The sequence below is a fragment of the Olleya sp. NP1-10 genome (assembly GCF_055804415.1).
Genome location: NZ_CM147840.1, coordinates 1,308,003 through 1,333,343, shown reverse-complemented (window position 1 = coordinate 1,333,343; position 25,341 = coordinate 1,308,003). Strand labels below are relative to the sequence as shown.

The 25,341-nt window shown below is 32.4% G+C and carries 24 protein-coding genes, 1 tRNA gene and 1 pseudogene; 18 read left to right on the top strand and 8 right to left on the bottom strand.

Annotated features, from left to right (window positions below; translation table 11 throughout):
- Positions 1 to 15: 15 nt before the first annotated feature.
- Together AC0L4B_RS06140 and AC0L4B_RS06135 are read right to left on the bottom strand one after the other, a co-directional pair.
- On the bottom strand, positions 16 to 1,323 hold the full coding sequence (locus AC0L4B_RS06140) for a hypothetical protein (protein WP_473438996.1): 1,308 nt from the start codon (positions 1,321 to 1,323) through the stop codon (positions 16 to 18).
- A complete protein-coding gene (locus AC0L4B_RS06135) occupies positions 1,320 to 2,051 on the bottom strand; it encodes a type III pantothenate kinase (protein WP_473438995.1) in 732 nt (243 codons plus the stop codon). The genes AC0L4B_RS06140 and AC0L4B_RS06135 overlap by 4 nt, the downstream gene beginning before the upstream one ends.
- 185 nt (positions 2,052 to 2,236) lie before the next feature.
- Here AC0L4B_RS06135 and AC0L4B_RS06130 point away from each other — a divergent pair.
- From AC0L4B_RS06130 to AC0L4B_RS06055, 16 genes are all read left to right on the top strand, one after another.
- Positions 2,237 to 2,312: transfer RNA gene (locus tag AC0L4B_RS06130), tRNA-Phe, on the top strand.
- Positions 2,313 to 2,417: 105 nt separating this feature from the next.
- Positions 2,418 to 2,891 carry a nucleoside deaminase gene (locus AC0L4B_RS06125; RefSeq protein WP_054852004.1) on the top strand — a complete coding sequence of 158 codons (474 nt, stop codon included), beginning with the start codon at positions 2,418 to 2,420 and terminating at the stop codon, positions 2,889 to 2,891.
- Positions 2,892 to 3,002: 111 nt separating this feature from the next.
- Positions 3,003 to 3,899 carry an alpha/beta hydrolase gene (locus AC0L4B_RS06120; RefSeq protein ID WP_473438994.1) on the top strand — a complete coding sequence of 299 codons (897 nt, stop codon included), beginning with the start codon at positions 3,003 to 3,005 and terminating at the stop codon, positions 3,897 to 3,899.
- 84 nt (positions 3,900 to 3,983) lie between these two features.
- Positions 3,984 to 4,319 (top strand): arsenosugar biosynthesis-associated peroxidase-like protein, encoded by a 336-nt coding sequence (locus AC0L4B_RS06115; RefSeq protein WP_028283334.1) that lies wholly within the window; start codon positions 3,984 to 3,986, stop codon positions 4,317 to 4,319.
- A 56-nt stretch (positions 4,320 to 4,375) separates the two neighbouring features.
- The gene (arsS, locus tag AC0L4B_RS06110; protein WP_116824040.1) at positions 4,376 to 5,431 is read left to right on the top strand and encodes an arsenosugar biosynthesis radical SAM (seleno)protein ArsS; all 1,056 of its coding nucleotides are present in this window, start codon (positions 4,376 to 4,378) and stop codon (positions 5,429 to 5,431) included.
- Positions 5,432 to 5,470: 39 nt separating this feature from the next.
- Complete coding sequence (locus AC0L4B_RS06105) at positions 5,471 to 6,157, top strand: TIGR04282 family arsenosugar biosynthesis glycosyltransferase (protein ID WP_473438993.1); 687 nt, start codon at positions 5,471 to 5,473, stop codon at positions 6,155 to 6,157.
- Between the two features lie 41 nt (positions 6,158 to 6,198).
- Complete coding sequence (locus AC0L4B_RS06100) at positions 6,199 to 9,390, top strand: SusC/RagA family TonB-linked outer membrane protein (protein ID WP_473438992.1); 3,192 nt, start codon at positions 6,199 to 6,201, stop codon at positions 9,388 to 9,390.
- 10 nt (positions 9,391 to 9,400) lie between these two features.
- Positions 9,401 to 10,846: a SusD/RagB family nutrient-binding outer membrane lipoprotein gene (locus AC0L4B_RS06095; protein ID WP_473438991.1), complete on the top strand. Its 1,446-nt coding sequence runs from the start codon at positions 9,401 to 9,403 to the stop codon at positions 10,844 to 10,846.
- Positions 10,847 to 10,849: 3 nt separating this feature from the next.
- Positions 10,850 to 12,184 carry a sodium:solute symporter family transporter gene (locus AC0L4B_RS06090; RefSeq protein WP_473438990.1) on the top strand — a complete coding sequence of 445 codons (1,335 nt, stop codon included), beginning with the start codon at positions 10,850 to 10,852 and terminating at the stop codon, positions 12,182 to 12,184.
- Entirely contained in the window at positions 12,169 to 12,996 is an 828-nt protein-coding gene (locus tag AC0L4B_RS06085; protein WP_473438989.1) for a metallophosphoesterase family protein, read from the top strand. Before AC0L4B_RS06090 ends, AC0L4B_RS06085 begins: the two co-directional genes overlap by 16 nt.
- A 4-nt stretch (positions 12,997 to 13,000) precedes the next feature.
- Complete coding sequence (locus AC0L4B_RS06080) at positions 13,001 to 13,513, top strand: rhodanese-like domain-containing protein (protein ID WP_473438988.1); 513 nt, start codon at positions 13,001 to 13,003, stop codon at positions 13,511 to 13,513.
- A gap of 6 nt (positions 13,514 to 13,519) precedes the next feature.
- On the top strand, positions 13,520 to 14,140 hold the full coding sequence (locus tag AC0L4B_RS06075; RefSeq protein ID WP_473438987.1) for a TIGR04282 family arsenosugar biosynthesis glycosyltransferase: 621 nt from the start codon (positions 13,520 to 13,522) through the stop codon (positions 14,138 to 14,140).
- On the top strand, positions 14,121 to 14,933 hold the full coding sequence (locus AC0L4B_RS06070) for a purine-nucleoside phosphorylase (RefSeq protein ID WP_473438986.1): 813 nt from the start codon (positions 14,121 to 14,123) through the stop codon (positions 14,931 to 14,933). The genes AC0L4B_RS06075 and AC0L4B_RS06070 overlap by 20 nt, the downstream gene beginning before the upstream one ends.
- Positions 14,934 to 14,989: 56 nt before the next feature.
- The gene (locus tag AC0L4B_RS06065; protein WP_473438985.1) at positions 14,990 to 15,871 is read left to right on the top strand and encodes a sterol desaturase family protein; all 882 of its coding nucleotides are present in this window, start codon (positions 14,990 to 14,992) and stop codon (positions 15,869 to 15,871) included.
- On the top strand, positions 15,868 to 16,755 hold the full coding sequence (locus tag AC0L4B_RS06060) for a DUF547 domain-containing protein (protein ID WP_473438984.1): 888 nt from the start codon (positions 15,868 to 15,870) through the stop codon (positions 16,753 to 16,755). Before AC0L4B_RS06065 ends, AC0L4B_RS06060 begins: the two co-directional genes overlap by 4 nt.
- A 32-nt stretch (positions 16,756 to 16,787) precedes the next feature.
- Positions 16,788 to 17,483, top strand: a complete 696-nt coding sequence (locus tag AC0L4B_RS06055) for a TIGR04283 family arsenosugar biosynthesis glycosyltransferase (RefSeq protein WP_473438983.1) — start codon at positions 16,788 to 16,790, stop codon at positions 17,481 to 17,483.
- A 12-nt stretch (positions 17,484 to 17,495) separates the two neighbouring features.
- Here the strand turns inward: AC0L4B_RS06055 and AC0L4B_RS06050 are convergent, their stop codons facing one another.
- From AC0L4B_RS06050 to AC0L4B_RS06025, 6 genes are all read right to left on the bottom strand, one after another.
- Positions 17,496 to 18,254 carry a metallophosphoesterase family protein gene (locus AC0L4B_RS06050; RefSeq protein WP_473438982.1) on the bottom strand — a complete coding sequence of 253 codons (759 nt, stop codon included), beginning with the start codon at positions 18,252 to 18,254 and terminating at the stop codon, positions 17,496 to 17,498.
- A gap of 36 nt (positions 18,255 to 18,290) precedes the next feature.
- Positions 18,291 to 18,983 carry a hypothetical protein gene (locus AC0L4B_RS06045; RefSeq protein WP_473438981.1) on the bottom strand — a complete coding sequence of 231 codons (693 nt, stop codon included), beginning with the start codon at positions 18,981 to 18,983 and terminating at the stop codon, positions 18,291 to 18,293.
- Entirely contained in the window at positions 18,929 to 19,435 is a 507-nt protein-coding gene (locus AC0L4B_RS06040; RefSeq protein WP_473438980.1) for a hypothetical protein, read from the bottom strand. The genes AC0L4B_RS06045 and AC0L4B_RS06040 overlap by 55 nt, the downstream gene beginning before the upstream one ends.
- Positions 19,436 to 19,542: 107 nt before the next feature.
- A complete protein-coding gene (locus AC0L4B_RS06035) occupies positions 19,543 to 20,541 on the bottom strand; it encodes a glycoside hydrolase family 113 (RefSeq protein ID WP_473438979.1) in 999 nt (332 codons plus the stop codon).
- A gap of 74 nt (positions 20,542 to 20,615) precedes the next feature.
- Positions 20,616 to 21,479, bottom strand: coding sequence for a transporter (locus AC0L4B_RS06030; RefSeq protein ID WP_473438978.1), 864 nt, complete (start codon positions 21,477 to 21,479; stop codon positions 20,616 to 20,618).
- Positions 21,480 to 21,520: 41 nt separating this feature from the next.
- Positions 21,521 to 22,237, bottom strand: coding sequence for a DUF547 domain-containing protein (locus tag AC0L4B_RS06025; protein WP_473438977.1), 717 nt, complete (start codon positions 22,235 to 22,237; stop codon positions 21,521 to 21,523).
- 197 nt (positions 22,238 to 22,434) lie between these two features.
- Here AC0L4B_RS06025 and AC0L4B_RS06020 point away from each other — a divergent pair.
- Both AC0L4B_RS06020 and AC0L4B_RS06015 read left to right on the top strand, forming a co-directional pair.
- Positions 22,435 to 23,738 (top strand): annotated as a pseudogene (locus AC0L4B_RS06020) (NAD(P)/FAD-dependent oxidoreductase).
- Between the two features lie 12 nt (positions 23,739 to 23,750).
- Positions 23,751 to 25,340 (top strand): 4Fe-4S binding protein, encoded by a 1,590-nt coding sequence (locus AC0L4B_RS06015; RefSeq protein WP_473438976.1) that lies wholly within the window; start codon positions 23,751 to 23,753, stop codon positions 25,338 to 25,340.
- Position 25,341 lies beyond the last annotated feature (1 nt).

Here is a 25,341-nt window from a genome sequence, read left to right as displayed (position 1 = left end):
TTAAATTTTATGCTGTTAATTATATTTCTTTTTAATAAACCATCTATCGTTGAGTGATAAACTAATCTGGAAGCTAACAAAATTTTCTTTGACTAGGTTAGCATTTAAAGTTCCTTTTTGACCAAACTCTAAACCTACGTTAGCATTAGAAAAAACGTTTCCGACTGGTACACCTACTCCAAAAGACATGCCAAACTCTTTAATACTTTCATTGTTAATATTTAAACCAGTGTTTTCAAAACGCAAACCAGCCCTGTAAGTCATTCTTTTCCAGTATTTTGAAAATGAATTATATTCAGGAATAAAAAACCCTCCAATTGATAATTTTGAAGCATCTTCAAAGGTTGCTCCAACATTATCGTACAATGGATTGTAGAATTCACTTGTGTTTTGTGTTGTATACTCAATTCCGGCAAACCATTTTCTTGGTTGCCCAAGACCAGCTCCAATACTAAATTTTGATGGTAAAGTTAAATTTGTTTCTTTTAAGTTAGCGTCTTCAAGGTTTGCATCAAGCTCATATAAAGTTACATCTGTATCAGACGTTTCACCTACATAAATAGTAGAAAAAGTACGTTCGTTTTTGGAAGTCAACTCTGTTTTTGGTGTATAAGTAGCAGAAGCTTGCAACTCTAATTTGTCTGTTATCATCTTTTGATAATGTAATCCAAAATTAAAATTAAGACCACTTAAATCAGACCTATTATATTCTTTAGTTTGATATTGAAGCGGAATACCATCTTCATTATATCCAATATCTACAGTATTATTTTGAATGTTACCAAAATTATAATCTGCTTGTAAACCAAAACTTAATGATTGATCAATCTGATATCCTAAACTTAGAAACACTTTGTTAAGACCTCCTTCACCTTCATATCTATTTTCCAAATTATCAGAATCATTTCTAGTTTCTAACTTGTATCCAACTGCTGAGTAAGGTTGAAGTCCAAAACCAAAACCAAATTTACCAACTGGAATAGACAATGCTAAATAATCAAAGTTTGCACTTTTAGAATTATCACTAGAAGTATCTGTTTTAAGTTTTGTTGAAGTTGCACTTCCAGCTACAGCAAATTTAATGGGTCTAGATTCGTTTTTAAAAGATGCTAAATTATTACCTGCATAAGTGGCTGGATTTTGGAAATTAATATGAATACTATCCTTGTATACACCTAATCCTCCCATGCTTCGATTCTCTACAGAACCTTTAAAATTTAAACTACCTATACCATAAAAAGAATATGGTGAAGATGTTCCATTTTGAGCGTAACTTTGAATTGCAAATAATGCAATAAAAACTAATACAAGTTTTTTAATCATTCGACTGTGTTATGTTGTAATATATAATTCAAACCCTCTAACAGGAAATTTGAGTTGGCAAATATGCTACTTTTTAATTGCTTTGACAAAAATTTAGCATCTCCTCCTGTTAAAATAATTGTTAAATCTAAATATAATGCGCTATATTGATAAATAATTCCATCTATTTCATTCAAAACACCATAAATAATTCCGCTATTTATTGATCCTGTTGTAGAATTACCAATAATTTGATTTGGCATTTCTGTATCTAACAAAGGTAAATTTGCGGTTTGATTATGTAACGCTTTATAACGCATTCTAATACCAGGAGAAATAGCTCCTCCTAAATATTCGTTTTCGGTATTTATAAAATCATAAGTAATACATGTACCTGCATCAATTATTAAAACATTTTTATCGGAAAATTGTTGTACTGATGCGCAAACTAATGCAATCCTATCTATACCCAAGGTTTTGGGTGTAGCGTACAAATTTGTAAATGGGACATTTGTATTGTTATCCAATATAGTCAATACAAACTCTAAGTTTAAATATTGCAATACCTTATCGTTTAAACAACCAACCGAAGACACAATAGCTAGCTTAAGTTTAGGATAGTCTAACTTAAGTTGCATTAACGTCTCCAAAACAGACAAGTCATCAGCAACTCTAATTTCTAGCAAACTATTTTCATCAAAAACAGCAAGCTTTATTCTAGTATTGCCTACATCTACAATTAAATTCATATTATTTTTAAAACGGTAAAACTACAAAACCATTGTAATAAAAGTCTTAATAATTTTATAATATTGAAAAACAGAGCAATACACTTTGATTTGAAAAAAAACGAAAAAAATTTTAATTTTTTTTCGTTTTTCTTTTGGTACTTCTAAAATAGAAACTATATTTGCACTCGCAATTTATTGCTACTGGTGCCTTAGCTCAGTTGGTAGAGCAAAGGACTGAAAATCCTTGTGTCCCTGGTTCGATTCCTGGAGGCACCACCACTAAAAACCCGAACTGATGTTCGGGTTTTTTGGTTTTAATACCTAAATGTATTGTATTACAAGCAACACAACTTGTTTAAACATTAATATTTAAAATTAAAAACTATGGATAATAAAGACAAATTCATGATGGAAGCTGTTAATGCGGCTTTAAAAGGAATGAATAATAACGAAGGAGGACCTTTTGGATGTGTCATTGTAAAAGACGGAAAAATAATTGGAAGAGGAAACAATAAGGTCACCTCTACTAATGATCCCACTGCTCATGCAGAAGTTACAGCTATTAGAGATGCTTGTAAAAACTTAGATTCTTTTCAATTAGAAGGTTGTGAAATCTACACTTCATGCGAGCCTTGCCCAATGTGTTTAGGCGCTATTTACTGGGCTAGACCTGACAAAGTATACTACGGAAGTAATCAAGTAGATGCTGCAAATATTGGTTTTGATGATGAGTTTATATATAAAGAAATCCCATTACCTTATGAAAAAAGAAGTATTCCTTTTGAACAATTAGCACGAGATATTGCGTTAAAACCATTTCAAGAATGGTCTAAAAAAGAAGACAAAACAGAATACTAAAATCTTGAAAAATACTTTTTTCAAAAATCTAAAAACAATTAAATTAATTTTTAATTGTTTTTTTGACCTTTACCTTCTAAAACTATGGTTTTTAAACAACCAAACAGCTAAATGAAAAAGATTTTTACAGCAATTATTATTTTAACTTGTTTTACAAGTATAGCACAAACTATGAAAACCTACACATACGCAACCAAGGGATTAGACACACTTAAACTAGATGTATACACTCCTAAAAATATTAAACCTACAGATAGTTTACCCGTTATTATATGGATGCATGGTGGAGGCTTTTCTGGTGGTGGACGCAATGGAATTGACGAATTTAACATTGTAAAAGCTGCAAACAAAAATGGCTATATTGGTGTTTCAATATCCTATAGATTATTAAGAAAAGGAACTAAAACTGGTTTTGGATGTAATTGTAGCAAAGAGGACAAATTATTCACTTTTAACCAAGCTGTCATAGATTTTTTAGACGCAACTAATTTTATCTATCAAAATAGCAACATGCTTCAAGTAGATACCACCAAGATGATTGCTGCAGGAAGCAGTGCTGGTGCAGAAACCGCATTACATGTCGCTTTTATGAAACGTTTTTTTATACCAAATGTTGACAGTTATAAAAACATTAAATATGCTGGTGTTATAGGATTTTCAGGAGCGATTATAGATATTGATTATTTAACTTCAGAAAATGCAATTCCTGTAGCACTCACGCATGGCACTAAAGACTACGCTGTACCTTATGGAACTGCTCCTCATCAAAATTGTAATCCCAAAAAACCTGGATACATAACTCTACATGGCGCAAAAACAATTACAAAAAAATTAGAGCAATTAAATTCACCTTACTATTTAAACATAGTAAAAGAAGGTAATCATGATGCTGCTAACGTACATCCAGAAGATTTAGATGATGTGTTTTACTTTTTGAATAAAACGGTTTTAAATAAGGACATTATTCAAACTAAAAAGTACACACTACCTAAACCTACTAACTATTAATTAAAAAAATACAAATTTTGTTAGTAGTTTTAAATCTTAACGACAAAACGATTTTAGATATTTATCTTTAAAGAAAAAAATATAATGGCAAAAACATATTACGATCCAGCAGACCTAAGAAAATTCGGAAAAATCACAGAATGGAATGAAGAACTTGGTAACAAGTTTTTTGACTATTATGGAAAAGTATTTGAAGAAGGCGCTTTAACTGCTCGCGAAAAATCATTAATAGCACTAGCTGTTGCACATACAGAGCAATGTCCATATTGCATAGACGCTTATACTAAAGATGGTTTACAACGTGGTGTTACAAAAGAAGAAATGATGGAAGCCATACACGTTGGTGCTGCAATAAAAAGTGGAGCAACTTTAGTACATGGTGTGCAAATGATGAATAAAGTGAACAAATTAGATGGTTAATATAAAACTGTAACAAGTTTACTTACGTAAGAATTACAAACAAGATAACACGATTAATGGCAACAAAATCTCTTAAAAAATTAGGTAGCGATTTAGCAAAAAGCAACAAACAACTAGAAATTTTATCTGGCGGAATTTTTGCTGATGGCGAATTACCGACTTTTAAAAATAAAATTTCCGAAACTAGTCAGTTTCCGCTTAAAGCAAAACCTCTAGAAATTTTACAAATTAACGTTGGTTACATGTGTAATCAAGTGTGTGAGCATTGTCACGTAGATGCTGGTCCAGACCGAAAAGAAATCATGACCCAAGAGACGATGCAACAAATCTTGGATGTTATTAAAACAACAGGAGCACACACATTAGACTTAACAGGAGGTGCTCCAGAAATGAATCCTAACTTTAGATGGTTTGTTGAAGAAGCTTCAAAAATTGGAATTAAAGACTTTATCGTGCGTTCTAATTTAACCATTATTCGTGCTAACAAAAAGTATTACGATTTACCACAGTTTTTCAAAAAGCATAACATTCATGTTATAAGCTCAATGCCACATTGGACTCGTGGTAAAACAGACAAACAACGTGGTAAAGGTGTGTTTGATATGTCTATTAAAGCCTTACAAGAATTAAATGCTGTTGGTTACGGTATGCCAGGAAGCGACTTAAAACTGGACTTAGTTTATAATCCTTCAGGTGCATTTTTACCTGGTGATCAAATGGCTATGGAAAAAGATTTCAAAAAAGCGTTGATGGAAGATTTTAGCATCCAGTTTCATAACTTATTTGCGATTACTAACTTACCGATTGCTAGATTTTTAGACTTTTTAATAGCTTCAGAAAACTACGAAGATTACATGTACTCATTAGTAGAGGCTTATAATCCAGCTGCAGTTGCAAACGTCATGTGTACCAATACACTGTCTGTAAGTTGGGATGGGTATTTATTTGATTGCGATTTTAACCAAATGTTAGAGTTACCTGTAAATAGCAAATCTAAACACATATCAGACTATAAAACCGAACTACTTGAAGGTAGAAACATAGTAATTTCACAACATTGTTACGGTTGCACTGCAGGAGCAGGAAGCAGCTGTCAAGGTGTTGTTGCTTAATATAAAACTAACTTTTTTCGCTGTTGCGGAAATCTATAAATGAAGACTAAAACTGCCATTTTAATTTTTTCTAATTCTGCTAAAGAGGATGCTAAACGCAAATCTTTTGCGGATAGTCAGTTGTTTGAAACCCTTACAAACGATACGATTAGAAAAGTTAAAAAAACAGGATTACCATTTTTTCATTTTACCGAAACACAGCAACAAGGTTTAAACTTTGGTGATCGATTTACAAATGCTATTCAATCACTTTTTGATAGCGGTTATAATAATGTTATTTCTATAGGAAATGACACGCCACACTTAAAAACAAAACATATTAATGAAGCTTACCAAAAACTAAACAACAATCAGTTGGTTTTTGGACCGTCAAAAGATGGTGGCTTTTATTTAATGGGCTTAACCAAAAACTTGTTTAATGCTAAGCAATTTAAAAATTTACCTTGGAAATCCTCAGAATTAAAAAGCACAACATTACACTGCTTATCTTCAACTAAAATCACTTTTAGCACACTTGAAACCTTAGACGACATCGATTCGTTTAAAGACTTAAAAGCAATTTTAAATAGTTACAAAACGGTTTCAAAAGCACTAAAAATAATATTATTACAGCTATGTATTTCCGCGAAAGCGATATTTAAACACGTAGCGTTACATCGCACATTACTACCAGTACAATTACCTTTTAATAAAGGATCTCCTGCATTAGTTTCTGTTAAAAACTAAAGGCTTTTAGCCAAAAAATCACTGAAACTAATCTTTATTTAATGAAACACATTTACTTATGTGCTTTGCTACTTGTTTGTACATTTAGCGTTGCTCAAACTACAATTACTGGTACAATTACAAGTGCTGAAGATGGACAAACTTTAGCATACGTCAATATTTTGGCAGACCAAAATAACGGAACAATATCCGATAATAGCGGTTATTATTCTATTACAATTTCTGACGAAACGGAAAACTTAACATTCTCATTTATTGGGTACAAAACACAACAAATTGCAATTAATAATCAATCGGTTATTAATGTTATTTTGGAAGAGGACACCTCTAATTTAGACGAAGTAGTTATCACTGCTTTGGGTCTTGAACGAGATACAAAAGAACTTGGATACGTAGTACAATCTTTAAAAAGTGAGGGTTTAACCGAAGTTAAAACGGTTAACTTTATTGATAATTTGGCTGGTAAACTTGCAGGTGTAACAGTCTCTCAAGGTGCCACAGGTGTTGGATCGTCTTCAAAAATAACTATTCGTGGTGAAGCCTCATTTTCTAACAACAATCCTTTGTTTGTAGTGGATGGTGTTCCAATTAATAACAATACTGTTTTTAACTTTACAAACGAAGCTGCTGCTGGTTTTCAGGAAATAGATTTTGGAAATGGAGCTATGGAAGTTAATGCAGACGATATCGAAGAGGTTTCTGTATTAAAAGGTCCAAGTGCTGCTGCTTTATATGGTACGCGCGCATCAAACGGAGTGATTGTTATTAAAACCAAAGATGGTAAAAAAACTAAAGGTTTAGGGATTAGCATTAACACGTCGTTATTCGTGGACAATGCATTTAGATTACCGGACTTTCAGAATAGTTACGGTCAAGGTAATTCTGGACAATTTGAATATGTCGATGGTCTTGGAGGCGGAATTAATGATAACATCACCTATTCTTGGGGACCGCAATTGGATGCTGGTATTTACCTTCCGCAATTTAATAGTCCTGTGACATTAGCAAACGGAACTATTGTACGTGGTGGAGATACTGCTTTATATTCTGGTGACGCAATTACACCAACCTTATTTCAATCTAATCCAGATAACTTAAAAGATTTTTACCAAACAGGAATTACTACAATAAATAATATTGCTATTTCTAATGGTTTTGATACTGGTGATTATAGATTATCGTTTACAGATTTAAGAAGCGAATCTATTATTCCTGGTGTAAATTTAGACCGACAAACTGTTGCTGCAAAACTAAATTTTGAGCCTACAGAAAAAACGACTATTTCAACCTCATTCTCTTACACCAATTCCACAAGTGATAACAGACCATCTAACGGTTATGGTAGCGAAAATGTAAATTACAGTTTGGTAGCTTGGGGACCACGAAGCCTTGATATTAATAGCTTAAAAAACTATTGGCAACCAGGTTTAGAAGGTGTACAACAATACAGCTTTAACTACACCTTTTTTGATAATCCTTATTTTATTTTATACGAAAACACAAATAGTTTTAATCGGGATCGTGTCTTCGGAAACGTAGCTATTACACATAAATTTACAGACCATTTAAATCTTCAGGTTAGAACAGGAATGGATTATTCGTCTGAAAAAAGAATACTAAAACGTGCGTATTCTAGTAATCGTTTTCAGAATGGAGCTTACGCAGAACATGATGTGTTTTACAGAGAAGTTAACACCGATTTTCTATTAAACTACAATAATTCGTTTGGCGATTTTAAACTAGATGTATCCATTGGTGGAAACCGATTAAACCAAACAGCATCGACCAAACAATCACAAACGGTTAGTTTGGCGCAGCCTGGAATTTTTAATTTAAATAATGCTGCATCACCTATTGAAGTGTTTCAGTTTGAATCTAAAAAACGTATCAATTCCTTTTACGGGATAGCAAAATTAGGCTATAAAGATTTTCTGTTTTTAGACATTACTGGTCGTAATGATTGGTCTAGTGCTTTAGCAACACCTTTTTCGGTGGATGGTACTTCTTTTTTCTATCCTTCGGCTTCAGCCAGTTTTATTTTATCTAATGTTGCAGAGCTTCCTGAAGCTGTGTCTTTTGCAAAACTAAGAGCCAGTGTGGCACAGGTTGGTAACGATACTAATCCGTATCAAACTTCCGGAGCTTTTGTATCGCAAACACCTTTTAATAGTCAACCTACTTTTAGTAATCAGAATTTTATTCCTAATTCAGAATTAAAACCAGAAAGCACCACAAATTACGAATTTGGTGCAGATTTACGTTTCTTAAAAGATCGTATTCGTTTTGACTTTACCTATTATAATGCTATAACTAAAGATCAAATAATTTCATTACCAATACCAATTTCGTCAGGTTATGAACAACAAGTTGTAAATGGTGGAAAAGTAAAATCGACTGGTGTCGAAATTATAGCTGGCTTCACTCCTATTAAAACGTCTAATTTTAAATGGAATACAACCTTTAATTTTGCTAAAAACAAAGCAACTATCGAAGAGTTACCTCAAGAAGATGGACGTTTAACTTTGGCTTACAGCCGAATTTACGATAGTGCCAATCAAACGGTTTGGTTTCAAGTTGAAGAAGGAGGACAGATTGGAGACATTTATGGTACTGGATATTTAAAAAATGAAAATGGTCAATTTATAATTGATGATAACGGAAACTACATTGCAGATAACAACCTGCAAAAATTAGGGAACTATAATCCAGATTTCACGTTAGGTTGGAGCAACGATTTTAACTACAAAAACTGGTCTGCTAGCTTTTTGTTTGATTGGAGACAAGGTGGTGAAATTGTATCTAGAACAAGTGCTTTGGGTAACGTTGGAGGACAATTAGCCGAAACAGAATACAGACCAGAAGATGGTATTATTGCAGAAGGTGTCACACAATCTGGAGCACCTAACACTGTTGCCATTACAGCAGAAAGTTATTACAGACAGTTTTACGACAGAAATCACGAAGAAAATAACGTCTACGATGCGTCTTACTTAAAATTGAGACAATTTTCTGTTGGTTATAATTTTAAATTAAAAGAAGGCTTTTTAGGCTTAAAAGAAGGTGGAGACATTGCAGTGTCTTTAATTGGCAAAAATCTATTTGTTATCACTGAAAACCCACACTTTGACCCAGAACAATTAGCAGTACAAGGTAACGGTTTTGTTAGCGGTGTGGAAGACATGAGTTATGCCACATCACGCAGTTTTGGATTAAAAGCAAGTTTAAATTTTTAATAGAAACATCATGAAAAAAACATTATACATATTAAGCTTTTTTACACTTGTTTTAACAACAAGTTGCACTAAAGACTTTGAAGATATAAACACCAATCCTAATGCTCCAAACACAGTACAACCTAGTTTGCTACTACGCCAAGTTATTTATGATTTTGGAGAACAAATGAGTTATGAAGGTTTTGTTGCTGGCGATTTATTATCGCAACACAGGACTGCTTTAGATTTCAATTTATTTGACAGACACGCCTTGAAATCGCCACAATTAGGCGGAAATCCTTGGCCAATATTTTACACCAATTTACGTGATAACGAAATTATATTAACACAATCCAAAACCACCTCAACCTTTAAGGTTTATGAAGGTCCTGCTTTAATTTTAAAAGCATATATGGCAGCAGGATTAACAGATTTGTTTGGTGATGTGCCCTATTTTGAAGCCTTTAATGGTATTGAGGGAACCGTTACACCAAGTTATGACAGTCAAGAATCTATTTATTTAAATGAAAACGGTATTTTAGATAACCTTGATAAAGGGATTGAAGCGATTACAAATTACGATTTAGCAATTCCGTTGGAAGGAGATATTTTATTTAATGGTGATTTAGACGCTTGGGTAAAATTTGCAAATAGTTTAAAATTGAAATATTTGCTTCGTATTTCCGATCAAGTGGATGTTTCTACTCAATTACAAACCTTATATAATGAAGGTAATTATATTTCAGCTACAGCTGAAAATGCTATATTCAACTTTACAAACACGGATCCAAATAGTTTTAGATTAGCTCAATTAAGAGTAGGAGATTTCAATAATTTTGTCCTATCGGAAACCATGGAAAACATTTTGATTGACCTGAATGACAATAGAATGAGCACATTTTTCAAACCTTTTGAAAACTCGTCTTCCAATCAATTTAATGGTTTACTTAATGGTATTGACGCGTCATCAACATCAATTGCTTTGGCAGACTATTCTTTAGCTGGAAGTGCTTTTAGAGAAGACACTTCGGTTTTGGATGCTAATTTTATAACCTCTTGGGAAGTTCATTTTATTTTAGCTGAAGCTGCTTTAAAAGGGTTAATTAGTGCCAATACACAAGAATTATATGAAACTGGAGTCTCACAAGCTTTTGAATACTGGCAAACCGACTTACCTGCAACTTACCTAACAACCAATGCTGCTTATAATGCACCAGGAACAACGCCTTTACAACAAATTATCACCCAAAAATGGATTGCCAATCTTATAAATGGTTATGAAGGTTGGCTAGAATACAGACGCACAGGTTTTCCTGAGTTTAATGCAATATCTGCAAGTTTAAACAATGGATTAATACCTGTAAGGATGCCTTATCCAGCAGAAGAAGAAGCATTAAATGCCGAAAATTATAATCAAGCAGCCAGTGCAACTAATGGTAATGATATTAACTTCCCTGTTTGGTGGGATCAAAACTAACACATGAATACAGAAATTTGGCAATGGATTTTAGTGATCGCATCAAGTTTAATCTTGTTTGCCTTATCACCTTATTCAAAAACCACTGCATCTTTTTTTAAAGCTAATCACAATAAAAAGTCACCAAATGTTTTAGTTTTAACTGGTAGTTTAATAATCTCTTGGATTTTTGCCAAAAGTATTACTAATGCTGCCAATTTAGGATTAGATTTTGGCCTGGTTGGAGGTGTCGCCTATGCTGGCTATTATTTAAGTTTTGCGGTTGCAGGATTACTAATTTATCAATTACGTACCAAAGGTGGATTTGCAAGTATTCATGACTTTTTAACTAGTAAATTTGGAAAAAAAGCGGTAGCTGTGTTCACGTTTTTAATCATCATTAGATTATTTAATGAGGTTTGGAGTAATACCATGGTAATTGGCTCTTACTTTGGAGAAACAGGAAGTGCTAGCTATTACACAGCCATCATTGTATTTACAGTATTGACACTTAGCTATGCCATAAAAGGAGGATTAAGCAGCTCGATATTTACAGACGTGATACAAATGGTTTTATTTTCTGTATTATTAATCATTATTTTATATACTATTTTTTCAGTTGAAAATTTTAGCACAAAAGACATTGTAACTTCAGGAACTTGGAGTTATGACCTAGGTCTAAACCTCTTTTTTGCAGCCATAATTCAATCGTTTAGTTATCCTTTTCATGATCCAGTTTTAACAGACAGAGCTTTTATTAGTTCGCCAAAAGTGACTAGAAAAAGCTTTTTGTGGGCTAGTTTACTAGGAGCTATTTGTATTGTACTTTTTAGTTTAATTGGTGTGTATGCACAAACTCAAGGTTTAAAAGGACAAGCAGCTGTAGAGGTTGGAAAAGCATTTGGAGTTACGGTATTATTAGTAATTAATTTTATTATGATTACCTCAGCAGCATCAACCTTAGATTCAACGTTTTCATCGTTTTCAAAATTATTAGCAGCCGATTTAGGATTAGGTAAAAGCTTAACATTTGGTAGATTAGCGATGGTAGCAATCGCTGTGCTTGGTACGATTCCCATATTTTTTAATGCCGAAATCCTCTCTGCCACCACAATATCTGGAACTATGGTGATTGGCTTAACACCAATATTTATATTCTGGAATTATAAAGTGCCAAAAATTAGCTTTTATTTAAGTATTGGTTGTGGTATCCTTTTTGGATTTTTATTAGTATTCAAAGTTTTCCCAGAAGCTTTAATTTTTACAAAGGGTCGTTATGCAGATTTACTTTGGGTAAATGTTTGGGGAATTTTTAGTTGTAACCTTTTATATTTCGTTCCTAGATGGATAAAACAATAAATAATATAGGCACATTATCTGGTAAAGTCTTACTTTTTGGAGGCGTTTACAGTAATCTTCAAGCCTTAGAAGCACTTAAAGCTATTGCTGAACAGCAAAATATTGCTCCAGAAAACTGTATTTGCACAGGAGACGTTGTTGGCTATTGCGCACAACCAGAAGAAACGGTTCAGCTTTTAAAAATTTGGAATGCTAAAAGTATTTTAGGTAATGTAGAAATACAACTTATAGAAGGCGAAGAAGATTGCGGTTGTGATTTTACTGAGGGTTCACGATGTGATGGATTTTCTAAACTTTGGTATCCTTATGCACAAAGCAAACTGAGCAAAAACTCGATAGCGTATTTAGCAACGTTTCCGGATCATATCACTTTTAATTATGCTAATAAAAAAGTAACCGTTGTACATGGTGATTATTTTAATGTATCAGAATTTGTATTTAAATCTACCGACTGGAATATCAAGGCCAAAACAATAGACAAAACTAAAAGCGATGTTATTGTTGCTGGACATTGTGGATTACCTTTTAGCCATGAGCAAGACAATAAATTATGGCTAAATCCAGGTGTTATTGGTATGCCTGCTAACGATGGCTCACCACAAGTTTGGTATGCCATTTTAGAAGAAATTAATGGTGAAGTGAAATTTACACATCATACGCTCGACTATAATTATAAGTTAACCAATAACTTAATGAAAAACGGACTATTGCCTGAAGAATACGCAAGAACAATAGTGACTGGTATTTGGGATAATACCGAGATTTTACCAGCTATTGAAAGTGGATTACAAGGTTTCGGAATTAATTTATAACACTATGAAAACAGTATTATTTTTATTTATAAGTCTTTTTGCTGCACAAAGCATAGCGCAAGACACGTTGGATGAGTTACTAAAAAAACACAACAAAAACAGCGTTCCTTATATTTCTGTGCAAGAATTAGCAATGCCAAAAACTGATGCTATTATATTAGATGCTAGAGAACCTAAAGAATACGAAGTCAGTCACATTAAAAATGCAACTTTAGTAGGTTACGATTTTTTTGACATCAAAACAGTTACAGAAAAATACACTAATAAAGACCAAAAAATAGTAGTCTATTGCTCTTTAGGAATACGATCTGAAAACATTGCAAAAAAACTAAAAGACGAAGGCTACACTAATGTCCTGAATCTTTACGGAGGCATATTTGAATGGAAAAACAATGATTTTACTGTAGTAGATTCCGAAGACAATCAAACAGAACTAATACATACTTTTAATGAAGCTTGGAGCAAATGGCTAACTAAAGGGATAAAAGTATTTGAAACAACTTCCACAAAAAAATAAAAATTCATGCATAAAAATCTAGTAATAACCTTTACCAGAAACCCTGAATTAGGAAAAGTAAAAACACGATTAGCTAAGACTATTGGCAATATTTCCGCTTTAGCGATTTATAAAAAATTATTAGAACATACCGAAAGTGTCTTACAACAAATAGACTGTGACAAGGCTGTATATTACTCGGTTAAAATTAGAGAAAACGACCTTTGGAATCCTGACATATATCAAAAACACCAACAATTGGGTGACCACTTAGGTCTAAGAATGTCTAATGCATTTAAAACGGGTTTTGATTCTGGCTACACCAAAATAATTATTGTTGGTAGCGATTTATACGATCTAAAACCCGAACATATTAATCAAGCTTTTGACGCTTTAGATAATAATGATGTAGTAATTGGACCTGCTTTAGATGGTGGCTATTATCTTTTAGCAATGAAACAATTGCATCCTGCTGTTTTTGAAAATAAATCTTGGGGAACCGAAACAGTTTTTGAAGACACCATGAAGGATTTAATTAAGGAAAACGTATTTTTGTTAGAACCATTAAATGATGTTGATACATATGAAGATATGTCCAACAACCAAACCTTAAAAGCCTTAATTGAACATGATAAAGCAAATAAATAAAACCGTAGAATACCTAAAAGAAAAAGGATTTGACCAACCAGAAGTTGGTATTATTTTAGGTACTGGATTAGGAAAATTAACCGATGAACTTGAAGTTATACATGAAGTGAGCTATAATCACATTCCTAATTTCCCAACTGCTACTGTCGAGTTTCATAAAGGAAAATTAATTTACGGAACATTAGCTGGAAAAAAAGTAATTGTAATGCAAGGTCGTTTTCATGTTTATGAAGGTTACAGTTTACAAGATGTTACTTACCCAGTTAGAATTATGGAAAAATTGGGTATCAAAACATTATTGGTTTCTAATGCTTCTGGAGCTATTAATTTAGACTTTAAGAAAGGCGAATTAATGCTTATTGACGATCATATTAACTTACAAGGAAGTTCACCTCTAGCTTTTAAAGGTGTCGCTGAGCTTGGCGAGCGTTTTGCAGACATGAGTGCACCTTATGATTTAGACATAAATGCAAAAATTAAAGCTATAGCAAAATCTAATAATATAAAATTACATGAAGGTGTTTACGCTAGTGTTGTTGGACCACAATTAGAAACTAGAGCAGAATACCGCATGCTTAAAATTATTGGTGCAGATGCAGTAGGTATGAGTACTGTCCCAGAAGTAATTGTAGCTAATCATTTAAATTTAAAGGTAGCTGCAGTGTCAGTTTTAACAGACGAGTGCGACCCAAGTAATCTAAAACCTGTAGATATTAGTGAAATTATTGCAATGGCTAATAAAGCAGAACCTGATATGATTACACTATTTAAAGGGTTGATAGAATCATTATAACACGATGTAACTTTAGTTACATCAAAAAAGTAACTAAAAGGCTAATTTAGCCAACTATGGAAAAGTATTTAGACATTATAAAAAACGCCTACTTTGGCTATTGGAACTACCTAAAACACCAAATTATTTTCCCAAATAACTGGGACAACTATTTTTATGGATTAATCATAATATCATTAGTTGTTTGGGGTTTAGAAATTATGTTTCCTTGGCGTAAAAAGCAATCTATTTTTCGCAAGGATTTTTGGTTGGATACGTTTTACATGTTTTTTAATTTCTTTTTACTGAATCTTATTGTTTTAATAGCCTTATCTAATACTGCTGCAAGTTTTTTTGATGATATTTTAGGCGTTGTTGGTTTATCAATTTCAAGTTTTCAACTGTTTGATGTAGATAATTTACCATTATGGCTAGGACTATTTACCTTCTTTATAATTTCAGATTTTACGCAATGGATAACTCATAATTTATTACATCGTTTTGAATTTTTATGGAACTTCCATAAAGTACATCACAGTGTCAAAGAAATGGGATTTGCAGCCCATTTACGCTACCATTGGATGGAACCAGTTTTATACAAATCCATGTTATACATACCAATTGCAATAATTGGAGGTTTTGATGCACAACACGTTGCAATAGTCCACTTTTTTGCAATAACCGTTGGACACTTAAACCATGCCAATTTAGGTTGGGATTATGGTGTTTTAAAGTATGTATTTAACAATCCAAAAATGCATATTTGGCATCATGTAAAACACTTACCAGAGCACACAAAATTTGGCGTTAACTTTGGTATAACCCTAAGTATTTGGGATTATATTTTTAAAACCAATTATATACCACATGATGGTCGTGATATCGAGTTGGGGTTTGAAGGTGACGAAACGTTTCCTAAAGATTTTATAAGTCAAGAATTATATCCTTTAAAAAAATGAAACAACTTATAGCTTTAACATTATTAGTCTTGTTCTGCGCTTGTAAAAGCACAAAACAAACTGTATCAAATACCCAAATAGCAACTGTTAATTTAAAAAAAGAAGCTATAGTTGAAGCTGAAAGTAAAAAAGATATAGTCAATACTGTAAAGAAGGACACACTTTCTTCTCCAACCGGAACTATAGAACTTACAGAAAAAATACCACTACCTCCTTTGCCTCCTAAGACTACAAAAACAGATAATTTTAGTCACCAAAGATGGAATGACCTCTTACAAAAACATGTTTCTGTCTCAGGAAACGTAGATTACAAACAATTTAGAGAAGACAAAACTACTCTTGCTATTTACATCGATGCTTTAACTCACGCTGAAAATATAGAGGATTGGTCAAAAGAAGAAAAGTTAGCCTTTTGGATTAATGCTTATAATGCTTTAACAATAGATTTAATTATAAAAAATTATCCTGTAAAAAGCATAAAAGATATTAAAAACCCTTGGGAACAGCGCTTATGGCAATTTGGTGATAAATGGTATAATCTTGAAGATATCGAGCATAAAATACTACGTAAAATGGACGAACCGCGCATCCACTTTGCTATTGTTTGTGCTTCTTATTCTTGTCCTAAATTACAAAATACTGCCTTTACAGCAGATAATTTAGAACAACAATTAACCTTGGCTACTCAAGAGTTTTTAAGTGATACAAACAGAAATGAAATCTCTGAAAACGTTTTAAAAATATCTAAAATCTTTAAATGGTTTAGTAAAGATTTTGAGCAAAACGGAAGTTTAATTGATTTTTTGAACAAGTATACAGACTTAACAATTTCAGCGAAAGCTAAAATTAGTTACAAAGATTACAACTGGGACTTAAACAACTAAAACCAACCTAATAAAACTTACGTAAATACAGCATGATAAGTATTATTATTCCGGTTTTAAACGAAGCTAAACACATTACAGAAGTATTATGTCATTTAATTGATAATGCTTCTTTAAACACCATCCAAGAGATTATAGTTGTGGATGGTGGAAGTACAGATAATACCGTTTCAATTATCCAAGCATTAGGTTTAAATATTAAAGTTTTACATTCTGAAAAAGGTCGTGCTAAACAAATGAATCTTGGTGCCAAAGCTTCAAAAGGAGATATACTTTATTTTTTACACGCAGATTCTTTTCCGCCTAACAGATATGACCAATTAATTTTAGATGAAATTAAAAAAGGTAATAATGCTGGTTGTTTTAGATTACAATTTGATAGCAACCATTGGTGGCTACGTTTTACTAGTTGGTTAACTCAGTTTTCTTGGCGTGCAAGTCGTGGTGGTGATCAAAGTCAGTTTATAACCAAAGTGTTATTTAATGATATTGGTGGTTATGATGAAAATTATATAATCTACGAAGACAATATTTTAATAAATGAACTTTATAAACGTAAAGAATTTGTTGTGATTAACCATAAGCTTAAAACCTCAGCTAGGTTATATCAAAAACATGGCGTTTGGACACTACAATACCATTATTTAGTGATTTATATAAAAAAATGGTTTGGTGCTTCTGCTAAAGATTTACATGATTATTATTTGAACAAAATCTGTAAACGTTGATATCCTTAATATTTATATAGAAGAATTATAAGACGTACTATTTCGTCCTGTTTCATCTGGATATAACTTAGGTAAATTATCACTTTGAAATACGGTTTTATCTTCAATATTTACAGCTGAAACTTTACCAGTAAATGCAGCTCCTGTATCAATATTCCATACATTAATGGCTTGCATTGGTTGATCGGAGTTAAATCTAATCGTTGGCGTATGTCCTATATAAATTTCGTGATAATGCTTTAAACGTTTAGGATATAATACTGAGTCTTTTTTTACTCTTTTATCCATAGTGACTGCCATTTCCCAGAGGGTTCTGTCAAAATATAAAGTCTCAGGATGTATTTCTTTATCTGCTCCATGCATTGATGTAAATCCAGCATGCAAAAACAATTGCTTATTAGTGTTAAGATGATACAACTTCATTTGTTTAAAAAACTGTAAATGCATGGCTTTATCTTCGTCTGAAAACGGTTTATAACTTGCTATTGTACCTTCACCTCCATTAACAAACCAAGCTTGATTTACGGTTTTATCTTCCAACCATTGTTGACACCAAGCATCATGATTTCCTTTTATAAAAATACAATTGTATTGCTTAGAAAACTCCATTAAAAAATGAATAACCTGTGCAGATTCGCTCCAACCATCTACATAATCTCCTAAAAATATAAAGCTATCATCTTCAGTCAAACCAATACGCTCTAGCAATTGCTTTAACCCTTTTAATCCTCCATGAATATCACCAACTACAAAGTTTCTATTTAATTTCATATTATACTATAATATTTAAATAAATTAAGCCTATTATTAAAAATACTGACCGATACCAAAGACCAAGCCTTGACCATCTTTTTCTGAAACTCCGTAACCATAATCTATTCTAAAAATAGCATTAAAGATAGATTTGTGTATAAAACGCAAGCCTACTCCAGGAAACACTCGTAAATTATCGGCATCACCAAAATCGCCTAAATCTCCACCAGGATTTCGCCAACTTCCTGCATCCACAAACGCATTACCTTGTAGTGCAAACCAACCTTTTTCGTATAATGTATGTCTATATTCCGTATTTAAAACGACTGCTCCTGTACCTCTATCAATGGTATTACCAACACCTCTAATGTTTAAATTGTTATCTACTGAAAATGGTGCAAAAGGCGTTTCGTCATTACTTGACAATCCTAATCTAACACGTGTTGCCCAATTCCCTCTTTGCCCTACTCTTTTGTAATAATTAAAATCATTCCATCCAATTAAAAACTCAGGTAAATCATCACTAGTAGACGTTACATATTGTACGTTTAATTGACTTTTAAAACCTGATACATATTGATAATTATAGTCTAAGTTATTGTACTCATAAATACCTTTATATAATAATTTATTGACACTTAAATCCTGTGGTACATCTGGACTGGTTGCACCTGATCTGTATTGATACTCTTCTAAGAAATAATTAAGTCCAAACTCAAAACGGTTATTAAAGTTAGGCTGATACAATCCCAAAACTTCAAAAGACTTGTTTCTGTATCTATAATCTGAAGTTGTGTTATCAAAAAAACAGGTTCTAAGGTTTGTAAATCTTGATGATTTACCGCCAAACCAAACTGACGACTAAACAAATAAGGTGCTCTAAAATTTATACCATATGAACTAAATATGTCTTTTTGATAAAATCCACCAAAAATCATATTTTGACCTAAAAGGTTAAACTCATACACTCCAAGCCTGTAAGCAAACTCGCCATCATTTGAGGTATATACATTAAAGGAAGGTATGATGGTAAAATTTTCTTCGATATTATAAAACACATTGTAATCTCCATTTTCTGATGGAAATACTTGATAATACGCATGAGAAACAGATGGTAATCGCTTTAATAATTTAATATCTTCATCTAATTGGATACTATCCAAAACAACACCAGCTTTAGCATTAGCTACTTTTTTCACAAAACTAGATTTTAGCTTTTTATTACCTTGTATTTTTAAATCTGTAATGTTTTGCGATTGCGCAATTGTAACTCCAAAAAGGTTAAAACAAATACTAAATACTTCATCTAATTTACTTTATAATGTTCTTTAATAAGGCTTTCAGCAGGTTTGTTTTGTGGAGTAAATCGATTATTATCAACACCTCCAACTTTGTCATGATTTATAAACCATTTCCAAACAAAACCTCCAGCAAACCAGTCTTCTTTCCAAAAAGCTTCAAATAAGGCTTTCGTGGTATTAACTTGTGCTTCTAGGTTAACACTTTCTTCTATTCTATCTACAGTCCATGGTGCTTTAGCTGCATAATCTATGCTACGGTAACCAAACTCGGTAAACAAAATTGGTTTATTAAATTTTTCTGAAAAACTTTTCAGAGTTGTTTTATGCAAAATCCATCCTTCTAAGCACTCTGCAACAGTAGGTGTTTTACTATCGCTAACCGGAAAATAAGCGTCAACACCTATATAATCTAACTGGTCCCAAAAGGGTGTTTTTTCAAATTCATTCCAATTAGCAGCATAGGTTAATTTACCATTATAAATTTCACGAATCTCATTAATTAAATTAAACCAATATTCTGGTCTAGCTTTAACAAATTGTTCTAACTCTGTACCAATACAAAAAATTGGTGTATTAGTGTCTTGAGCTACCTTGGCAAAGGTTAAAATAAATTTAGAATACGTTTTTTCAAAAGTTAACCAATCTTCATCAGATTTCATTTTTAAAAAACCAGTAAACTCGCCTTTTCTAACCCAAATTTGAGGCTTTAACATAGCATCAATACTGTTGTTTTTTAAAGTATTAATGTATTGTTTCCCTCCTATAATAGTTTCGCCAAACCATTGTCTTTCTGCATCAAAATTAACAACAGGATGCTCTAAATGTCTAACCATAGCAAAAGGCATAATTGCAGCATAATTGGCATTAACATTTAATAAAGGGTTAATATTTTTTTGAGTAATACTATCTCTATGAGCAACAAAACTAACTCCGTTTATTTTTTTGTCTTGAGCTGTGCAAGATTGAAGTAAAATTACAATAAGTAAAATCTGAATGAAGCGCATTATATTTTTTGACTAAATATAAATAAATCCCGCTTTTCAGCAGGATATATTTACTTTTAAATTAATGTTATTTATTAAAACAAGGCTCTTAAACCAATATTAAAAGATTGTCCTAAACCAGTATTACTACCTCTAACAAATTTAGAGTACAAAGTTTCAATATTTAATACATCACTAATTTGATATTTTGCTCCTCCACCAACTGCAGTAAAATCTTGTTCAAAATCATTACCCGTATCTATACGTTGTGAATGTTGTACCAATCCTAAAACGGTAAATTTAGAACTCGGAAAATAACTTAAAAACAAACCTGGTGTTAAACTTAAACTGTTATTAGCAAAACTATCTTCTTTTTTACCAAAGTGATATTCTGTATTAAGCTCTGTAAATAGTTGCCATTTAGAGTTAAAATTATAATCATAAAAAAAACGATTTTGAAACGTAAACCCTTTTTGATCTAAAAATACTCCGTTTTCACTTTCGTTATCAACTAAAGGAATATGAAACGCTGTCTGGATAGTAAAATTACTAACACTTTTTATAGGATTAAATTTAACTGCAGGCGCAAAAGATGTAAAACCAGAACGTGCTGTATTTGATTCACCATCAAATTTAAACACATCTAAAGCATCACGATCTCCAATTACATTAGACCTAAACTCTAATAATAAACCAACATTAAAACGGTTGTTAGCACTAATACCTGTAAACACATCTACAGTTGATGTAAAATAAGTTTCTCTAGCTTCAGTACCAGATGTAAACGTACTTTCTGTTTGTGTATAAAGGTTATTAAAAAACTTAATATCCCATTGTCCTTGGCTTAATAATTTTGAAGGTGTGTAGGTTTGAATGTTACTTCCTGAGGTGTCTTCATCTTGAGAAAATCCAGTTATTGAAGTTGTAATAGCTAATAGTAGTAAAGTTAGTTTTTTCATGCTTTTTTTGTTTTGCTTTCCGCGAAAGCGTTATATTTTTTTTATTGTTTGTTAAGTTTCCAGTTGTAAGAAAAGTATTTTAACTTAAAATTTTTAGGTATTGGATTGGTTCTGTATTTATTTATAAATTCAATTTCAGTCATACCATTTTGTACAAAATCTTCATTGTACCATTTCATGATTTCGGAAACTTCAACAGTTTTCTTTTTGTCATTAACTTTTACAAAATAATCACCATTTAACGCTAGTTTTGTTTGTTGTTCTAATTGCGCATCCAATGTTTTTGGTAGATAAGCATTAGCAATTAAAGGTGGACAACCAATAGCTCCGCAAACTAGTACAAAATGAAATCTTGCATCATTAAACTTAGCTCTTAGCAATTCATTTTCAATGGTATTTAATGTTACCTTTTGTCCTGCTAAACTGTACGTTGTTTTATCAAAAAAACCAGCTTTATCCAATGGTGAAGCCATCGGATAATTGTCAACAATTCCTTTAATAACAGACAGGTTGTACGCATTAATCCAAAAAGCTTGATAATTTTTAGCATCTGTTTGAACTACAGTAATATTATCTGCAATAGTTAAAATTGTGTTTAAACTAGCAACGTTTTCTTTTACTGCTTTGTAATCTACTTTACCTTTAACCACGTAGGATTTTAAAAAGGCATCTGTTTGTGTAAAAAAGTCGTTAAGGGTTTGCGCTTTCGCGGAAAATAATCCGCTGACAACAAGCACAATTATTAGGCTATTTTTCATCATTATATTGGGTTTTAAATCTTTGTAACATCAAATAAGTCTTAACATTTAACAAAAACTTTCAAAAAAATAAAAAAAATGACGTCTCAATATGTTTTAAAAACTTACAAATACTAATAATTTAAATCCATTCTAAATTATTAAACCAATTAAGTTTTTAACTTTAAAAACGACAGACTATCTAACAATCTCAATTTATGGAACACATCGTCATTATAGGAAACGGAATTTCTGGAGTTACTCTAGCAAGACACGTCAGAAAATTATCGGATAAAAAAATCACTATTGTTTCTGCTGAAACGGATTACTTTTTTCTCGTACAGCTTTAATGTATGTGTACATGGGTCACATGAAATTTGAGCACACACAACCTTACGAAAATTGGTTTTGGGAGAAAAACCGCATCGACTTAAAAAAAGGCTATGTCAATACTATCGATAGTGATAACAAAACACTCCATTTTGCCGAAGGTGATACAATGACTTATGATAAATTAGTGATTGCCACAGGAAGTAAACCTAACAAATTTGGTTGGCCAGGACAAGACTTACAAGGCGTTCAAGGCTTATACAGTAAACAAGATTTAGATAACATGCAGCACACTGCACCAGACAACAAAGTGTGCAAACATGCTGTAATTGTGGGTGGAGGATTAATTGGTATTGAAATGGCAGAAATGCTAAATTCCAGAGATATACCAGTCACTTTTTTAGTTAGAGAGACTAGTTTTTGGAATGGTGTTTTACCTGAAGGGGAAAGTCAAATGATTAACAGACACATAAAAAATCACCACATTGATTTAAGATTAAATACCAATTTAAAAGAAATTAAATCGGACGATAACGGAAACGTAAAATCCATAATTATTGAAGAAACTGGAGAAGAAATAGCCTGTAATCTAGTTGGACTGACTGCTGGAGTATCTCCAAACATTTCGTTTATAAAAGACTCTAAAATAGAAACAAATAGAGGTGTTTTAGTCAATCGTTATTTAGAAACTAACATCAAAGATGTATATGCAATTGGAGATTGTGCTGAGCAACACGAAGCAATTGGTAACAGACGTCCGATAGAAGCAGTTTGGTACACTGGACGTATGATGGGAGAAACTTTAGCGCAAACCATTTGTGGAAATAAACTTCAATACAAACCAGGACATTGGTTTAATAGTGCAAAATTTTTAGATATCGAATACCAAACTTACGGTTGGGTATTTGGCGAGCGTGGACGTCCAGAGCATGAAAAACATTTCCATTGGAAACATCAAGACGACACCAAATGCATAACAGTAGCTTACAACAAAGACACTAAAGTATTTTTAGGCATCAATACATTTGGTATCCGAATGCGACACGAAACTTTTGATACTTGGTTGACAGAACAACGTGATGTAGATTACGTAATAAACAATTTAAAAGAAGCCAATTTTGATCCAGAATTTTACAAACATTTTGAACAAGATATCTTAAAAGCATACAACAAACAACTACAAACAGTATAACAACATCCCAATATGAGTAATAAATTAAACCACAGTATGTCATTAGCATCTCCAGATGCGTTTCATATATCAACAAAACAAAAATTTGCTTTAGGTATTGGTCTTGTTGGACTATTAATTTTGGCATTAGCATTATTTAATGTCAACCTACCAAATACAGCTTTATTTTTAACGCTAGCATTAGGATTGATTACTGTTGGTATTATTATATATTCTAGAAAAGCTTATTTAACCAAATTAGAAGGTATAAAAAATGACGGAGTATGGTATAAATCCATTTCATCCAGAGGATTTTGGGGTTGGGCTTTAGGTATCATACTAACCAGTTTTTATATTGTATTATACTTTTTTCCTGAATATTTGGGTTTAGTTAAAGATGGTGCTCCAAACACTGGTTTAATTGGATTATTCGACCCTTTAAGCAATTTATTAAGTGGTCGAAATGCTAGTCAATGGTTTGTTTATGGGACATTATATACCATTGCTATTTTAGCATTTGGTTACAAATACATTTTAAAATATAGACATAATCGCTATCAGCAAATCCGAACTGTTTCTGTTATGTTTTTTCAGTTAGGTTTTGCTTTTTTAATACCAGAATTCATGTACGTCATGAATAATGATCTACCATATTATGACCTTAAAAGCGTTTGGCCTTTAAATTATTACATATTTGATGAGTGGTCTGTAAAAGGCTTTTTGTCCAACGGTAATTTAGGTTTAGCTTTAATCATTTTTGGGATAGCTTCAACCTTTATTATCACACCTATTTTAACGTACAAATACGGAAAAAGATGGTACTGCTCATGGGTTTGTGGTTGTGGTGGATTAGCAGAAACTGCAGGAGATAGCTTTAGACAATTATCATCAAAAAAATTATCAGCTTGGAAGCTAGAGCGATGGTTAATACATACTGTTTTGGTATTTTCTGTAGTTATGACAACAGCAATGGTCTATAGCTATTTAGGCAAAGACAGTAACAATTTTTGGTTAACACGTGATGTTTTTATTATATCTGTTATAGCGTTTTTAACCATCATATTTGCAGGTGTCATGTATTTTAGAGGCAAAGAGCTTGGTAAAGATGCCAAAGCTGGTGCAATTGGTTACGCTGTTGTAATTGCTTTATTATTAATTATGCACTTTACATCTACAACCGATCACTTATTTTTTGTAAAAGGTAGTGCTTTAAGATCTACCTATGGAATTTACATAGGCTCAATATTTTCAGGAGTTATCGGAACAGGTTTTTACCCAATTTTAGGTAGTAGATCTTGGTGTAGATTTGGATGTCCTATGGCAGCTATATTAGGATTTCAGCAACGTTTATTTTCAAAATTCAGAATTACAACCAATGGAGGACAATGCATCTCATGTGGTAATTGTTCTAACAGTTGCGAAATGGGGATTGATGTACGTGCCTATGCCCAAAAAGGAGAAAACATAGTACGTTCAAGTTGTGTTGGGTGTGGTGTTTGTAGTGCTGTTTGCCCAAGAGGTGTTTTAAAATTAGAAAACGACACAATGGACGGACGTATCAATCCAACAGAAGTATTATTAGGTAATGATGTTGACTTAATGGACTTTGTAAACAAAAAATAAA

Bases quoted from the DNA above. Each gene is read 5' to 3' on its own strand.
- AC0L4B_RS06085 (WP_473438989.1), top strand. From the start codon at position 12,169: ATGGATAAAACAATAAATAATATAGGCACATTATCTGGTAAAGTCTTA.
- AC0L4B_RS06105 (WP_473438993.1), top strand. From the start codon at position 5,471: ATGAAGACTAAAACTGCCATTTTAATTTTTTCTAATTCTGCTAAAGAG.
- AC0L4B_RS06125 (WP_054852004.1), top strand. From the start codon at position 2,418: ATGGATAATAAAGACAAATTCATGATGGAAGCTGTTAATGCGGCTTTA.
- AC0L4B_RS06075 (WP_473438987.1), top strand. From the start codon at position 13,520: ATGCATAAAAATCTAGTAATAACCTTTACCAGAAACCCTGAATTAGGA.
- AC0L4B_RS06030 (WP_473438978.1), bottom strand. From the start codon at position 21,479: ATGAAAAAACTAACTTTACTACTATTAGCTATTACAACTTCAATAACT.
- AC0L4B_RS06055 (WP_473438983.1), top strand. From the start codon at position 16,788: ATGATAAGTATTATTATTCCGGTTTTAAACGAAGCTAAACACATTACA.
- AC0L4B_RS06060 (WP_473438984.1), top strand. From the start codon at position 15,868: ATGAAACAACTTATAGCTTTAACATTATTAGTCTTGTTCTGCGCTTGT.
- AC0L4B_RS06080 (WP_473438988.1), top strand. From the start codon at position 13,001: ATGAAAACAGTATTATTTTTATTTATAAGTCTTTTTGCTGCACAAAGC.
- AC0L4B_RS06120 (WP_473438994.1), top strand. From the start codon at position 3,003: ATGAAAAAGATTTTTACAGCAATTATTATTTTAACTTGTTTTACAAGT.
- AC0L4B_RS06100 (WP_473438992.1), top strand. From the start codon at position 6,199: ATGAAACACATTTACTTATGTGCTTTGCTACTTGTTTGTACATTTAGC.
- AC0L4B_RS06015 (WP_473438976.1), top strand. From the start codon at position 23,751: ATGAGTAATAAATTAAACCACAGTATGTCATTAGCATCTCCAGATGCG.
- AC0L4B_RS06035 (WP_473438979.1), bottom strand. From the start codon at position 20,541: ATGCGCTTCATTCAGATTTTACTTATTGTAATTTTACTTCAATCTTGC.
- AC0L4B_RS06135 (WP_473438995.1), bottom strand. From the start codon at position 2,051: ATGAATTTAATTGTAGATGTAGGCAATACTAGAATAAAGCTTGCTGTT.
- arsS (WP_116824040.1), top strand. From the start codon at position 4,376: ATGGCAACAAAATCTCTTAAAAAATTAGGTAGCGATTTAGCAAAAAGC.
- AC0L4B_RS06070 (WP_473438986.1), top strand. From the start codon at position 14,121: ATGATAAAGCAAATAAATAAAACCGTAGAATACCTAAAAGAAAAAGGA.
- AC0L4B_RS06095 (WP_473438991.1), top strand. From the start codon at position 9,401: ATGAAAAAAACATTATACATATTAAGCTTTTTTACACTTGTTTTAACA.
- AC0L4B_RS06140 (WP_473438996.1), bottom strand. From the start codon at position 1,323: ATGATTAAAAAACTTGTATTAGTTTTTATTGCATTATTTGCAATTCAA.
- AC0L4B_RS06050 (WP_473438982.1), bottom strand. From the start codon at position 18,254: ATGAAATTAAATAGAAACTTTGTAGTTGGTGATATTCATGGAGGATTA.
- AC0L4B_RS06025 (WP_473438977.1), bottom strand. From the start codon at position 22,237: ATGAAAAATAGCCTAATAATTGTGCTTGTTGTCAGCGGATTATTTTCC.
- AC0L4B_RS06115 (WP_028283334.1), top strand. From the start codon at position 3,984: ATGGCAAAAACATATTACGATCCAGCAGACCTAAGAAAATTCGGAAAA.
- AC0L4B_RS06065 (WP_473438985.1), top strand. From the start codon at position 14,990: ATGGAAAAGTATTTAGACATTATAAAAAACGCCTACTTTGGCTATTGG.
- AC0L4B_RS06090 (WP_473438990.1), top strand. From the start codon at position 10,850: ATGAATACAGAAATTTGGCAATGGATTTTAGTGATCGCATCAAGTTTA.